Origin of the sequence: Mameliella sp. MMSF_3455 (assembly GCF_030733205.1) — a bacterium.
Classification (GTDB): Bacteria; Pseudomonadota; Alphaproteobacteria; order Rhodobacterales; family Rhodobacteraceae; genus Antarctobacter.
Genome location: NZ_JASHJL010000032.1, coordinates 45,222 through 57,440, shown reverse-complemented (window position 1 = coordinate 57,440; position 12,219 = coordinate 45,222). Strand labels below are relative to the sequence as shown.

Annotated in this window: 10 protein-coding genes; 4 read left to right on the top strand and 6 right to left on the bottom strand. The window is 60.4% G+C overall.

All coding sequences use genetic code 11. The annotated features are described in order from the left end of the window. The first annotated feature begins 224 nt into the window (after nucleotides 1–224). The 4 genes from RBB42_RS20190 to RBB42_RS20175 all read left to right on the top strand — a co-directional run bounded on the left by RBB42_RS20190 (nucleotide 225) and on the right by RBB42_RS20175 (nucleotide 2,877). Entirely contained in the window at nucleotides 225–1,109 is an 885-nt protein-coding gene (locus RBB42_RS20190; protein WP_088672544.1) for a DUF1403 family protein, read from the top strand. Between the two features lie 2 nt (nucleotides 1,110–1,111). After that, entirely contained in the window at nucleotides 1,112–1,708 is a 597-nt protein-coding gene (gene scpB / locus RBB42_RS20185) for an SMC-Scp complex subunit ScpB (protein ID WP_088672545.1), read from the top strand. 132 nt (nucleotides 1,709–1,840) lie between these two features. Continuing rightward, on the top strand, nucleotides 1,841–2,305 hold the full coding sequence (locus RBB42_RS20180) for a helix-turn-helix domain-containing protein (protein ID WP_053079232.1): 465 nt from the start codon (nucleotides 1,841–1,843) through the stop codon (nucleotides 2,303–2,305). Further along, the gene (locus RBB42_RS20175) at nucleotides 2,302–2,877 is read left to right on the top strand and encodes a PIN domain-containing protein (protein ID WP_088672546.1); all 576 of its coding nucleotides are present in this window, start codon (nucleotides 2,302–2,304) and stop codon (nucleotides 2,875–2,877) included. Before RBB42_RS20180 ends, RBB42_RS20175 begins: the two co-directional genes overlap by 4 nt. 52 nt (nucleotides 2,878–2,929) lie before the next feature. Here the strand turns inward: RBB42_RS20175 and RBB42_RS20170 are convergent, their stop codons facing one another. The 6 genes from RBB42_RS20170 to RBB42_RS20145 are packed head-to-tail and all read right to left on the bottom strand — an operon-like array spanning nucleotide 2,930 to nucleotide 11,962. Further along, nucleotides 2,930–3,646: a M48 family metallopeptidase gene (locus RBB42_RS20170; protein ID WP_088672547.1), complete on the bottom strand. Its 717-nt coding sequence runs from the start codon at nucleotides 3,644–3,646 to the stop codon at nucleotides 2,930–2,932. Beyond that, entirely contained in the window at nucleotides 3,643–6,867 is a 3,225-nt protein-coding gene (locus RBB42_RS20165; RefSeq protein WP_100161450.1) for a type I restriction endonuclease subunit R, read from the bottom strand. The genes RBB42_RS20170 and RBB42_RS20165 overlap by 4 nt, the downstream gene beginning before the upstream one ends. Next, nucleotides 6,864–8,537 (bottom strand): DUF6119 family protein, encoded by a 1,674-nt coding sequence (locus RBB42_RS20160; RefSeq protein ID WP_100161451.1) that lies wholly within the window; start codon nucleotides 8,535–8,537, stop codon nucleotides 6,864–6,866. Before RBB42_RS20160 ends, RBB42_RS20165 begins: the two co-directional genes overlap by 4 nt. Beyond that, nucleotides 8,534–9,838 (bottom strand): restriction endonuclease subunit S, encoded by a 1,305-nt coding sequence (locus RBB42_RS20155; protein WP_100161452.1) that lies wholly within the window; start codon nucleotides 9,836–9,838, stop codon nucleotides 8,534–8,536. The genes RBB42_RS20160 and RBB42_RS20155 overlap by 4 nt, the downstream gene beginning before the upstream one ends. After that, complete coding sequence (locus tag RBB42_RS20150) at nucleotides 9,831–11,348, bottom strand: type I restriction-modification system subunit M (RefSeq protein ID WP_100161453.1); 1,518 nt, start codon at nucleotides 11,346–11,348, stop codon at nucleotides 9,831–9,833. Before RBB42_RS20150 ends, RBB42_RS20155 begins: the two co-directional genes overlap by 8 nt. Further along, a complete protein-coding gene (locus tag RBB42_RS20145) occupies nucleotides 11,345–11,962 on the bottom strand; it encodes a restriction endonuclease subunit S domain-containing protein (RefSeq protein ID WP_100161454.1) in 618 nt (205 codons plus the stop codon). The genes RBB42_RS20150 and RBB42_RS20145 overlap by 4 nt, the downstream gene beginning before the upstream one ends. Nucleotides 11,963–12,219 lie beyond the last annotated feature (257 nt).

Below are 12,219 nucleotides of genomic sequence, written 5' to 3'. Positions count from 1 at the left end.
CCGGTACGGAATCTCATGAACCCCGGCTCGTTTTTCAGGGAAGTGCTTGAATCTCATGAATTCCGGCTATCCGACAGATTTCTCGGTGTTTTCTGACATGTCGCCGAGCATATTCTTTTACGTCCGATAAGGCAAACTTATTGGACATTAATAAGACTTACAAGGCGGGGCGGTTTAGACGCTATTTTCTGGAATAAAGCGCCGCGAAGATGTAGGTTGTCCGCATGATCTTTACCCGCGACAGCCGCATCAGCGACCCTGAGACCCTACCCCGGATGCCCGCCTGGGTCACCTCTGCACGCGCTGAAACCCTTGAAGATGTTGCGTTTTTGTCAGGTGCAGCGCTGAACCACCTGCATGTTGTGTTGGCGCAAGGGGACCTGCCCCACGCCTTGTTCCGGGATCGGCTCGCTCTGCGTGCCGCAGAGGCTTGTGTCGCGTTTTCCGGGCGGCCGGAGCGGGCGGCGGAGTTGCGCGACGTGGTACATGTTCTGCGGCCCGGTGACTTGCCGGGTCCGGCGGGCGAAACCTACCTGGTCTGGCGGCGCGCGGTGGAGCGGCCGGTGTCGATCAAGGCTCTAGGCCGAGCCTTGCCGACCTTCGAGCCGGGCCAGATTGCTACAAGGCTCGATACGGGGAAGGGGGCGCCGGTGACCCGCGCCGCGATGGCGCTGGAAGCCGTTCTGCGCGAGGCGCCACGTGCAGACGTAGCAGGACTGATGCTCGCGGATGCGGCCCTGGCTAGGGCACTCGGCTGGGATCATTTCGTGCCGCTGCTGGCCCCAGGCCTGAAACGCGCCGATCTGCGTAAGCGTGGCGAAGACTTGCGCTTGGCCTGTCATCGGGCACTCATCTCTTCGGTGTTCGAGGCGGTGCGGCAGGCCTCTGACCTCGCGCGTCGGGTGACGCACCTAAAGTCGGTCGCTCCGAAGCTGCGGGCAAAGGGGGCGGGGGATGCCGTCGAGATGTTCCTGACCCGGGATGCCGTGGCGCCGTCGGCCCTGCCTTTGCCGGATCGCGCCGCGCGGCGGCTCTGCGACCGGCTGGTCGACCTCGGCGCGGTGCGCGAGCTGACTGGGCGCGACACTTTCCGACTCTACGGGGTGTAGCGATGGCGAAGGATCGCCCTGAGCCGGAGCTTGATCGCGAGTTGACCGACCTGCCGCCCGATCTGCGCTGGCGCGAATGGATGCGCCGGATCGAAGCGGTTCTGTTTGCCAGTGCCGCGCCGGTGCCACGTGAGGATCTGGCGCGGGTCGTGGGGCAGGGGGCCTCAGTCGATCTGCTGGTTGAGGACCTTGCCGCCGATCTGGAGGGGCGGGCCTTCGAGATCGCGCAAGTTGCCGGCGGCTGGATGTTCCGGACGCGGTCGGCCTATGCCCCCGCGATCCGCGCCGCGGCGGATGTCGGGGACCAGTTGCTGGACTTGAGTGAATTCGACGTCGCGGTGCTGGCCGCCATCGCCTATCACCAGCCTATCACCCGCGACGGGCTGAAGGACATCTTCGGCAAAGAGATCAGCCGTGACCTGATCGGGCGGCTCCATGCGCGCGGGCTGATCGGAACCGGGCCGCGGTCGCCTCGACGCGGGGCGCCCTATACCTTCGTCACCACCGAGCAGTTCCTTGTCGCGTTTGGGTTGGAGAGCCTTCGCGATCTTCCCGATCGCGAGCAGCTGGTGGATGCGGGGGTGGTCGGCTCGGCTTAGTGGCCTAGCGGCACTCGGTCAGGCGGCTCGTTCACATGGCGTTAGTGAATTTCGAATATTTCGAGTGTTGCGATTGTTTCGAATGGGAGCTATCCTATATCTAACTCAAGTCGTGAGAACTGGAGAGACAAGATGAACGCCCTCAGAAAAGAGGCGTTTTTTGATCGCTTGCCCGATGAGGTGGAGATCAAGAACGCTGAACAACTCAGAACAATTGTCGCTTCCCAAATCAAGGAGGGCGAGCCCACTACGCTGTCGCTTGCCCTTGAAAGCGGCGAAGTCCAAACCGTAACCCTTGCACCGGCCCTCACAGCATCTCTTCTCGAGGTGCTGCGCCTCGTATCGAGCGGTCGCGGGTTTCGGATGATCCCGGTAGAGGCTGAGCTGACGACACAGCAGGCAGCAGACTTGCTCAACGTATCGCGTCCATTCCTGGTGAAGCTTCTTGAGGAGAAAGAAATTCCGTTCACGAAGACAGGACGGCATCGCCGCGTCCGCGCGAATGATCTGTTTGCTTACAAAGAAAAGCGTGACGCTGCCAGATCAGACGCGTTGGGCGATCTTGCGGTGATGGATGCCGAGGACGGCCTTATATGAGCCGATACGCAGATCGGTTCACGGCTCTCCTCGATGCATGCGTCATAGGCGGCGCGCTTCGTAGAAACATGCTGCTCAGCCTTGCCGAGGCCGGACTGTTCCGGCCCCGGTGGAGCAGTCGCATTCTGGACGAGACTCAGAAAGCCATCTTTCAGATCACGAAGGGCGAGACCGATGGTGCGCGTCAGAGGGCGGCCATAGAAGCCGCCTTCCCAGAAGCTTTGGTGACGGGCTATGAAATTTTCGAAGAGAAACTCGCCTTGCCAGACCCTGACGACAATCATGTCCTCGCCGCCGCCATCGCAACGTCAGCGTCCGTCATAGTGACGGACAATCTAGCCGATTTCCCATCCGAGGCCCTGGACCTGCACGCCATCCAGGCGATTTCCGCCGACGACTTCATCGCCGACACAATCGAGTTGGATCCCTCGGAGGCCATTCTGGCCCTGCGCCGTATGCGCGAGCGTTTCAGGAATCCGGCGCTCGATGTTGCGACCTTGATTCACAAGTCCGAAGCGCAGGGCCTACTGCAGGTTGCAACCTTCATGGACGAGTACCAGTCGTTCCTGTAGCTTGCTTCTTCCTGGCGAACGGCTGAAGAACCAATTTTTTTGACGCTGCTAATCACGCCATGGCCCGTTCCAACCTCTGCTTCCGACGCTCCCAATCGGGCATCACTTTGTCGAGGAGATCGAAGAAGGCTGATCCGTGATGGGGCTCAGCTACATGGCAGAGCTCGTGGGTGATCACATAGTCTATGGCGTCGACCGGGGCTTGCACGAGGCGGCGGTTCAGCAGAAGGCGCCCGGCTGGTGACATAGATCCCCATCTTTGTCGGGTCTGGCGCACGATGAGCGCTTTTGGCCGGAATGCTGCGGGATCCGGGAAGAGACCAAGACAGAGTTCGATCCGCTCCGGAAACTTGATGTGTGCCCGGTCTCGGTACCATGCCTCGACCAGTTCGCGCGTCACTTCCGGCTTGGCCGGCCGGTGCGTTTGCACGACGATGAAGCCGCGGCTCAGATTTACGCTTTCTCTAACATGCGGGATGACCTTCAGTCGGTATTGGCGCCCGAGATAGAGATGGGTCTCGCCTGCGACGAACCTGCGCTCTGGTGTTCTTGGAAGGAACTGGGCAAAATACCGCTGCTGCCTTGTCACCCATGCCGCGCGTTTCCGCAGCTTGGCTTCAATGGCGTCGAGCGTCGCGTCTTCCGGGGCCGCGATCACCACCGTCGCATCCGGCTCGACGGCAATCTCAAGTGTTTTTCTCGGGCGTCGGACGATCTCGTATAGGATCTCGTGCTCGCCATACTGCAGGCAGTGCAACTCACGCGTCATGCCGCGAACCGGGCTCGAGCGAGATCCATAATTTTCAGCTCGAGATCGTCGAGCACCTCTACCGGGAGGTCGATGCCTTGCTCGTCGCGCAGAACGTCGAAGAAGTAGTCGTCTATGGCGTTGCGCAGATTGTTCTGGGCCACTTCGTTCGACCAAATGTCCACGATCAGGTGGGACTTGATGATGTCGATAATCTGTCGAGCGATCGCTGCGGCATCGTTCCCGTCCACAGTATCATCGCCCACGGTCTTGAGCTGACCGTCCAGGATGCCGAAGAACGCCTGTGCATCTTCATCGCCTTGAATGCTCTCAGGAACATCCCGGCCACGATCCTTGCGTGCCACCTTGCTCGCGAGGTTCACGACGCTGTTCAGATACTCGCGCTCGGATAGCCGCTTCTCGCGATAGGCGCGGATGGTGTCTTCGAGCAGCTCGGAGAACTGTTTATAGAAAGTTGGGTCCTCATCCATCTTCTCAGTGATCGCCTTCCGGGTCGCGCTGGCAATGCGGTCTGCTCTTGAGGCTTCGGAGACGCTCGTTTCACCGACAACTGCTTTCAGCGCGTCAGGGTCGTTGATATTGACCACCTCGATGATGGTTTCCGCCGGCATCGCCACAACGTGGTCATCGAGCAGCTTCTGGATCTTCGGCTCGAACTCGCGGACGTCAACTGTCTCCTGGTAGCGGAGCTGGACCGAGCGTTTGAGTTCGGAGAACTGCTTCCAGTCCCGCTTCAGAGCATCGACCTTGGCGTGGTCGAAGACATCGAACAGCTTGTCGGACGAGAGCGAGATGTGCAGGCAACGGCTGAATGCCTTGAGGCGCGCGTAGAATTCATGACGCAACGCCTCGTCAGCGAGATGCTGCTCGAACTGCTCCATGTCTTTCTTGTTCCGAACCGGCTTGAAAAGGTCCCATAGCTGATCATGCAGCTGGGGCAGCTTGCGGATCTCCTCCCGGACATCGTGCACCGTCCCGGCGAGGTCCGTAGCCTCGTAACCTTCGAAGGCGCTATAGGTCGTCAGGGCGCTGTCCAACTCGCCGAGCAGCCCCTCGTAATCGACGATGAAACCGAACTGCTTCTCCGTTCCGCCGTCCTCGTAGAGACGGTTCACGCGCGCAATCGCCTGTAGAAGGTTGTGTTCTTTCAGGGACTTGCAGACGTAGAGCACCGTGTTCCGGGGCGCGTCGAAGCCGGTGAGGAGCTTGGAGACGACGATCAGGATCTCTGGATCGCCGGAACCTTTGAAGGCATCGATGATCTGGCGGTTGTACTCCTCCTCGGTCTTGTACCGCGCCATCATCTGCGACCAGAAGCGTCGCACCAGGTCCTTGGACTCCTGGTCGACCTCCTCGTTGCCCTCGTTCTCGTCCGGCGGGGAGATGACGATCGCGCTCGAGGCGTGGCCAATCTCGTCGAGTACATCTTTGAAGCGGACCGCCGCCGCCTTCGACGGGGCGACGAGCTGCGCCTTGAAGCCGGTCCCCTGCCAGTGCTGGCGATAGTGTTCGGAGATGTCGAACGCCTTAGCTCGGATAGCCTGGTCAGTCTTGGCCAGCGCGTCCATCCGGGAGAACTTGCGCTTGAGGTCGGCCTTCTGGCTGTCAGTCAACCCCTCGCTGATCTTCTCGAACCAGCGGTCGATCACGGCTCCGGATACCTGCTGCTCGACAAGCCTTCCCTCATACAGTAGCGGCACGACGGCACCGTCGGCGACCGCCTCGTCGATGGCGTAGCGGTGGATCAGTCGCCCGAAGGTCGACAGTGTGTTCTTCTCCTTCTTCAGCAGGGGCGTGCCGGTGAAGCCGAGGTAGCAGGCCTTGGGCAGGAGGCGCCGCATCTTGGCGGCGAATTGGCTGTGGCCGCCGTAGCGCCCAGTCTGCGTCCTGTGGCTCTCGTCCACCAGCACGAAGGTGTTCGGATCGTCGTCCACAAGCTTGCTGTTCTTCAGCGCAGTATCGAACTTGTTGATGATCGTGGTGACCAGTGGAGCCTTGTTTTGAACGAGATCGAGAAGGTGAGACCCGCTTGTTGCGCGAACCGGCTCGAGGTCGCAGGACTTGAAGGTGTCCTTGATCTGCTTGTCGAGATCATCGCGGTCCGTGACGATAATGATCCGCGGGTTCTCGATGCTACGCTCGAGAGCGAGCGAGCGCCCCAGCATCACCATCGTCAACGACTTGCCCGACCCCTGCGTGTGCCAGATGACACCGCCCTTGCGAGCGCCGTTAACATCATGCTGCTTGACCGTCTCGACAGCGCGCCGGATCCCGAAAAACTGCTGATGGCGCGCAACCTTGCGGACGCCGCCATCGAACACCGTGAAGCGGCGGATGAGATCGAGCAGCCGCACGGGGCGGCACAACGCGTACACCGTCCGGTCTTGAACCGTGACCGCGCGGTCGCCCTCAACGGCCATCGCATCGAAATAGGCGCGTGCGCCCGTGAAATCGCCGGAGAAGATGGCGTCTTTCTCCGCCGCAGAAAGCACACGGTTGGCGAAGGGCGCGATGGCCTCGTCAGTGTCTTCCTCGTCGCGCCAGTCAGCCCAGAACTTGGATCTTGTCCCAACCGTAGCATAGCGCGCACCATTGCGGTTCATGGAGACCAGTAGCTGGGCGAAGTGGAAGAGCTGTGGGATGTTGTCCTCGTTCTGGTAGCCGATCAGTTGACTGTCCGCCTTCTTCAGGCTTTCGGTCGGCCGCTTGTTCTCGATCACGAGAATCGGGATGCCGTTCACGAATGCGACGATGTCGCAGCGCTTGGTCTGGCTCGACGCCGTCCTCTCGACCGAGAACTCGGCAGTGACATGGAAAACGTTGTTCTCCGGCCGCTCCCAATCGATGTAGCGGAACGAGTAGCTCTTCGAGTCGCCGTCGATGGACTTCGTGATCGTCGTGCCGAGGACGAGCGTGTCGTAGATGTCCTGGTTAGTGCCCTTAAGACCCTTCAAACGGTCGGGCGTGGGCTTGAGGCGCCGCATGGCGTCATGCGCGTCCTCAAGGTCAAAGCTGTATTCACGCCCCCGATGGGTGAAGCGGTTGATGCGCATCAGCTGGTCGGCGAGCACGTCATCCAGCACCACGTTCCGCAGGCGCCCGCCGCGCAGGCGAAGCGCCTCCTCTTGTGAGAGCGGGGTGAACCCAAGCGCCACGAGCAGCTGCAGCGCTGGCACCTGGGACTGGTGTTTCTCAGCCGCGATGAATCCCTCGTAATTCATGCTACCTCGTCTGCGGGGTCAATCACCTCGCCGTCATCTTGATCGTCTTCTGTGGGCTTCGATGGCTTCACACCGACGGCAGCCGGCTTCTTGATCCAAGCAAACGCTGCTTTGTAGCCCAGTGCCTTGAGATCGCGGACGGCCTGGCGAAGCGTGACAAGGCTGAAGAAAGGAAGCTTCGGCACGTCACCGGTTCCGATGACGGCATAGACGATGGTGTAGTCCCGCGACTGGAAGTTGCTTGCTGCAGTCGGAATTATTTTCGCGAAGTCCGCCTGACCGGTCTCGGCTTCAACCTCGGCGATCTTGCCCCTGACAAGGTCGCGAGCGGCTCCATCAACGATCAAGATCCGACCGGAAACCGTGCCCTGGTTGAACAAGTGACTGAGGCGCGAGGACGAAGTCTTGTCCTTCACGTGGATGATGCGCGAGCCCTTATCGAGGAAATCGCAAGCTTCAACCGTCGTGGTCCAGCCGGTGGGCTTGATGAGTTTGCGATCGAGGCAGAGAAGCTCAGGCACGTCTTTCTTCAAGCGCCTGTTGTACTTCTCCTCATTTTCATCGGGGAGCGCGTCTGGAAGTTCTTCCTTTGGTAGTTCGTCGAAGAACTTCACTAACTCCTGAGCATAGTCCTGAGCGACCTGATACCAGCGTCCGCCGGAGAGCACGTAGGTATGGCCATCAACCTCGGCTTCGAGAACAAGACACTCGCCAATCTTCCAGCTCTTGCCGCAGTCCTTGCCCTCGTCGTCGACCTCGTGGACAGCATGCTTCCTGAGATCGTCGGCCGAGAAACTCGTCACGCCCTGCTCCTGAAGGGCGCCCAGGTAACCGGAGAGATCGAGGTCGGGGAACACAAGCTTGCTGCGGAAGCCCTTGTAGCGAATGCAGGCGCCCTTTTCTGGGTCGTAGATGATGGGAAAGGCCAAGTGCAGGCCATCCGGGTCTGCTCCACCGATGACAGCCTCGAGCTTCGCGGCAGCGGCATCATCCAGCTTCTCAAGAAGGTCGGCTTCGCGCACGTGTTTGATCTGGTCGACCCATCCGAAGTGGTTCTTGTAGGCGTCCTTCGCATATACGGAGAGCGCGTCGGCGCAGGCTTTCGGAAGGTCAGCCACCTTCAGACGGCGATCCATGGACAATGCATCACTGCCGGCGACCCGTGTCGCGAAGTCCTTGTCCTTGGGAGTGCCGGCCAACCCGCGAATGATATCGCGTTCGACGTCGATCGCGAAGGCCGTCTGGTCGGACCCGCGACTCGTCTGGCTGCGCCGGGACAAGGTGTTCTCGTCGGGCGTCCGGACATCGGCGCTCTTCAACTGCTCTTCGTCCACCGAGTTGAGGACGACCCGAAGACCGAAGTCCTGCTCGAACTTGGAGGGGTCCAATTTCACATGACCCATACCGAATGACACGGCGAACCAGCGGCCAGACGTCTGCAGAAAGACCAGACCGTATGCGGTGTTGTTCCAGACCTTCTTTTTTTCGTCCGCGGACAGCCCCAGGAAACCGGACCACTTCGGCGGGTTGCCACCCATCGTGTCCAGCGCGATCTTGGCGCCTTCGATCTTGGGCCAGTTCTCCAAGTCGACACCGTCGCGGAGGGCATCTGCAGGTTCGACACCGTCCTTCAGGAGGCGGATGGATAGCTTCTGAATATTGTCGGTCATGAAAATTCCTTCTGGTCACTCTTCAATTTCACGCGCCACTCACCCGTCAGCAGCTTCTGCATCAGGCCGCGCTTCTGCCGGGTGACCGCTTCGATTTCTCGTTCTGTGGCGGCGAGGTCGTCCCGCGCAGTGTTCAGAACTTCGACGATGGCTTTCTGTTCATCCAACGGCGGCACCGGAAACGGGAGGCGAGAAAAATCGCTCCAGCGGAGGCTGCCGCGCCGGTCCACCGAGGCGCTGGTACTTACCTCAAAGATGTGCCGGTAGAGTTCCGTCTTCAGAACCGCAAATGCGTATTCTGCACTCACCTCGTCTGGGCTGAAGCGGAAGACAGTGTAGATGGGACTGACGACGCCGATATCAGTGAGGTTCTGGAGGCCGATCGACCCTTCCTCGACGTGGTTGCTGGGGAAGCCGAAATCGCCGCGCCAGATTTTCTTATAGCCGGTCAGGTCGGCGCTGAAGACCTGCTTCTTGAAGTACTCCAGCGACCGCACGAAGCCGTCGTGCTTCGAGCATGAGAGAACTTCGTGCTGGTCAACTGCACCATTCCGCTCCGAGACTTCTGTGGCCAAATCGCCGATAGGGCGGCAGCCCCATGATGCAGGAAGCTGAAACCACCTGTAGGGCGCTACCTCGTCAGTCCTCCGGAAGCGGTCTAGCTGCTTGGCGCCGAAGGCCAACGCCATCGTGAGTCCCCGGTGCCGCCTGAGCTTCGCCGCGCGGAGGGCAGTGAGTTTTTCGAGCGCCTCGTCCCAAGTCCGCAGGATTTCGGCGATCTTGCGCTGTTCGGGGAGCGGGGGCAGCAAGATCGGGAGCTTTTCGAGCGCCTGCTTCGTGAGCTTGTAGCGCCCGGCGCCTTGACGGGTGAGCGAATGCGAAATGTCTCGGTGCCTAAAGAACTGAAAGAACCAGTCGACTGCGCAGCCCTTACCGCTCGCGATCAAATGAGCGTGGTTGTTGACGTTGAACCGCCCGGACACCCTAACGGTCTGGCTCTTCTTCTCCGTGTCGAGAAAATGATCGCCATCTTCGCCAATGAGCGCAAACTCACCTTCAGCGCGAAACTCATCAATGTAATCGAGAATGCCGGTCGGGCCGTAATACGGATACTCTCCCTGCATCACCGCTCTTGTTTCGACCGACAACGGCAAGCGAAGATCGTTTCGGATCGTGCAAGCCTTGCCCACGGTTGATAGCTTCCAGCCATCCGGAACCGTGGTCACGCCAAGTCGGCCGAGGTCTCGCTCAGCGGCACGGCTCCGCGCGCTTTCTTTCGCCGAAGTCGTTCCGTCACGCATCAACGCCGAGCTCCTTCAGATACCCGGCCATCTTCGCCCGAACGTCGGCCAGTTCGGCCTCGATCCGCAGGATGTCCTTCTGCACGGCGGCGACGTCGATCTCCTCCTCCGGCTCGAACGTGTCGACGTAGCGGGGGATGTTGAGGTTGTAGCCGTTCTCGGCGATTTCCTCCGGGCTGGCCCGGTGCGAATACCGCTCGACCTCGGCGCGGGTGCTGTAGGTCTCCAGCACCCTCGCCACATGCGCGTCGTCCATCACGTTCTGGGTCTTGCCCGGCGTGAACTCCTTGCTGGCGTCGATGAACAGCACGTCGCGCCGGCCCGCGTTCGCGCCGCCTTCCTCTCGCGAGCGGTCGAAGATCAGGATGGCGACCGGGATCCCTGTGGTGGTGAACAGGTTGGCGGGCAGGCCGACGACGGCATCGAGAAGGTTTTCCTCGATCAGCTGCTGCCGGATGCGCCCCTCGGCCCCGCCCCGGAACAGCACGCCATGCGGCACGATCACGGCCACGCGGCCGGACTGCCGCTTGGCGATCTCGATCATGTGGGTGATGAAGGCGTAGTCGCCCTTGGACTTGGGCGGCACACCGCGCCAGAACCGTTTGTACTGGTCGCTGTCCGCATCCTCCGCGCCCCACTTGTCGAGCGAGAACGGCGGATTGGCGAGCACCACGTCGAAGCGCATGAGGTGATCGCCCTCGACCAGCGTCGGGCTATTCAGCGTGTCGCACCATTCGATGCGGGCCGCGTCCTTGGCGTGCAGGAACATGTTCATGCGGGCCAGCGCCCAAGTCGCGCCGTTCACCTCTTGCCCGTAGAGGGCGAAGTTTTCGGACCCGACTTCCTGTGATGCCTGAATAAGCAGAGAGCCCGACCCACATGCCGGATCGCAGATGGTATCGCCCGGCTGAGGCGCGACCAGCTTGGCCAGCAGTCCGGAAACGGCGGTTGGGGTATAGAACTCGCCTGCCTTCTTGCCGGCGTCCGAGGCGAAGCGGGAAATCAGGTAGATGTAGCACTCGCCAATGATGTCCTCGGTCACCCGCGACGGGCGCAGGTCGAGCGCGGGCTTGGCGAAGTCCTCAAGCATGTTCTTGAGGCGGCGGTTGCGATCCTTCGGGCGGCCGAGATTGGCCTCGGAATTGAAGTCGATATTGCGGAAGACGCCTTCGAGCTTTGCGCGGTTCGCGTCCTCGATCTTTTCAAGCGCGATGTTGATCAGCTCGCCGATGTTGGGCTCGTTTCGCTGCGCGTAGAGATCGTAGAAGCTGGCGCCCTCGGGAAGGATGAAGCGCTCACGTTCCAACCGCCGACGGATGCGCGCATCATCGTCCCCGTATTGCTTGCGGTAGGTCTCGATATGATCATTCCAGAGGTCCGAAATGTACTTCAGGAACAACATCACGAGGATGTAGTCCTTGTACTGACCGGCATCGACGGCGCCCCGGAAGGTGTCGCAGGCCGCCCAAGCGGTCTGGTTGATCTGCTGTTGGGTAACCTGATCTGTCATTGGAAGAGTTCCTTTTTGCGACCGGCGCGGGCGCGCTCAGCCAGAATAATGGATGAAAGCTGCTCTCGGCGATCAGCCAGGTCGCGGAGCAATGCACCCTCGCGCTTTGCAAGCTTATGAATTGCAACAATACGTGCCTGAGTTTCGATATCGGGCAATGGCACGTCCAGCTCCTCGAGTACGGCCTTGGATATCATCCGCATGCTGGTCCCTTGTGCTTCTGTGTCGAAGTATCTCTGGGACCTTGGCTGATTGATCGCCCAGGCGAGGTAGTCCGGCAGCGTAAGACCCGCCTTAGGGCGCAAAATGACGAGCGGCAGGATAACGACAATCGGTTCTTCAAGTTTCGTGTTAACGGGCGCCGCTACGTTAGGCTCGCCACGTGACTTGAAGATCACTTCTCCCCCGCGCACAACATGGCGCTCGGGTAGACCATCCAGTGCATAACGCTGCAATGGCCTAGCGGCCAAATCGTCATCGGGCTGGATGTCGCGAAGCTGGACGGCAAGCCGCCCGCCTTCCGGGGAAACCTCTAAGCGCCCTCTTGCGGTGTGCCCTGACCAAATTTCGCAAATGTCACCAAGCCTCAAGATCGATTCCTCTGTATTGTCCATACAGAGATACGCCGTTGCAGCCAGATTGTCAAGGCCGCGAACTCAGTAGCTAGATTACAGAGAGTTTCGGTCTGGGGCGGTACTTCTGGCAGACAACTCGAGGAGACGGCTAATTCGCAAATTAGGTCAAGCTGATCGTTGGCCTGTCTCTGGCCTGCTCAAGACGCCATCGTTCCAGCTTACTGCCAATCCTGCCGAGGTGCGGCGTACGGTCTATCTTGATTGTCGCGGTCGTGGCGTTCGGGTTCGAACCGTTC

Coding starts and splice junctions, on each gene's coding strand:
- RBB42_RS20150 (WP_100161453.1), bottom strand. CDS start 11,348: ATGACAGATCAGGTTACCCAACAGCAGATCAACCAGACCGCTTGGGCG.
- RBB42_RS20190 (WP_088672544.1), top strand. CDS start 225: ATGATCTTTACCCGCGACAGCCGCATCAGCGACCCTGAGACCCTACCC.
- RBB42_RS20180 (WP_053079232.1), top strand. CDS start 1,841: ATGAACGCCCTCAGAAAAGAGGCGTTTTTTGATCGCTTGCCCGATGAG.
- RBB42_RS20175 (WP_088672546.1), top strand. CDS start 2,302: ATGAGCCGATACGCAGATCGGTTCACGGCTCTCCTCGATGCATGCGTC.
- RBB42_RS20165 (WP_100161450.1), bottom strand. CDS start 6,867: ATGAATTACGAGGGATTCATCGCGGCTGAGAAACACCAGTCCCAGGTG.
- scpB (WP_088672545.1), top strand. CDS start 1,112: ATGGCGAAGGATCGCCCTGAGCCGGAGCTTGATCGCGAGTTGACCGAC.
- RBB42_RS20145 (WP_100161454.1), bottom strand. CDS start 11,962: ATGGACAATACAGAGGAATCGATCTTGAGGCTTGGTGACATTTGCGAA.
- RBB42_RS20160 (WP_100161451.1), bottom strand. CDS start 8,537: ATGACCGACAATATTCAGAAGCTATCCATCCGCCTCCTGAAGGACGGT.
- RBB42_RS20170 (WP_088672547.1), bottom strand. CDS start 3,646: ATGACGCGTGAGTTGCACTGCCTGCAGTATGGCGAGCACGAGATCCTA.
- RBB42_RS20155 (WP_100161452.1), bottom strand. CDS start 9,838: ATGCGTGACGGAACGACTTCGGCGAAAGAAAGCGCGCGGAGCCGTGCC.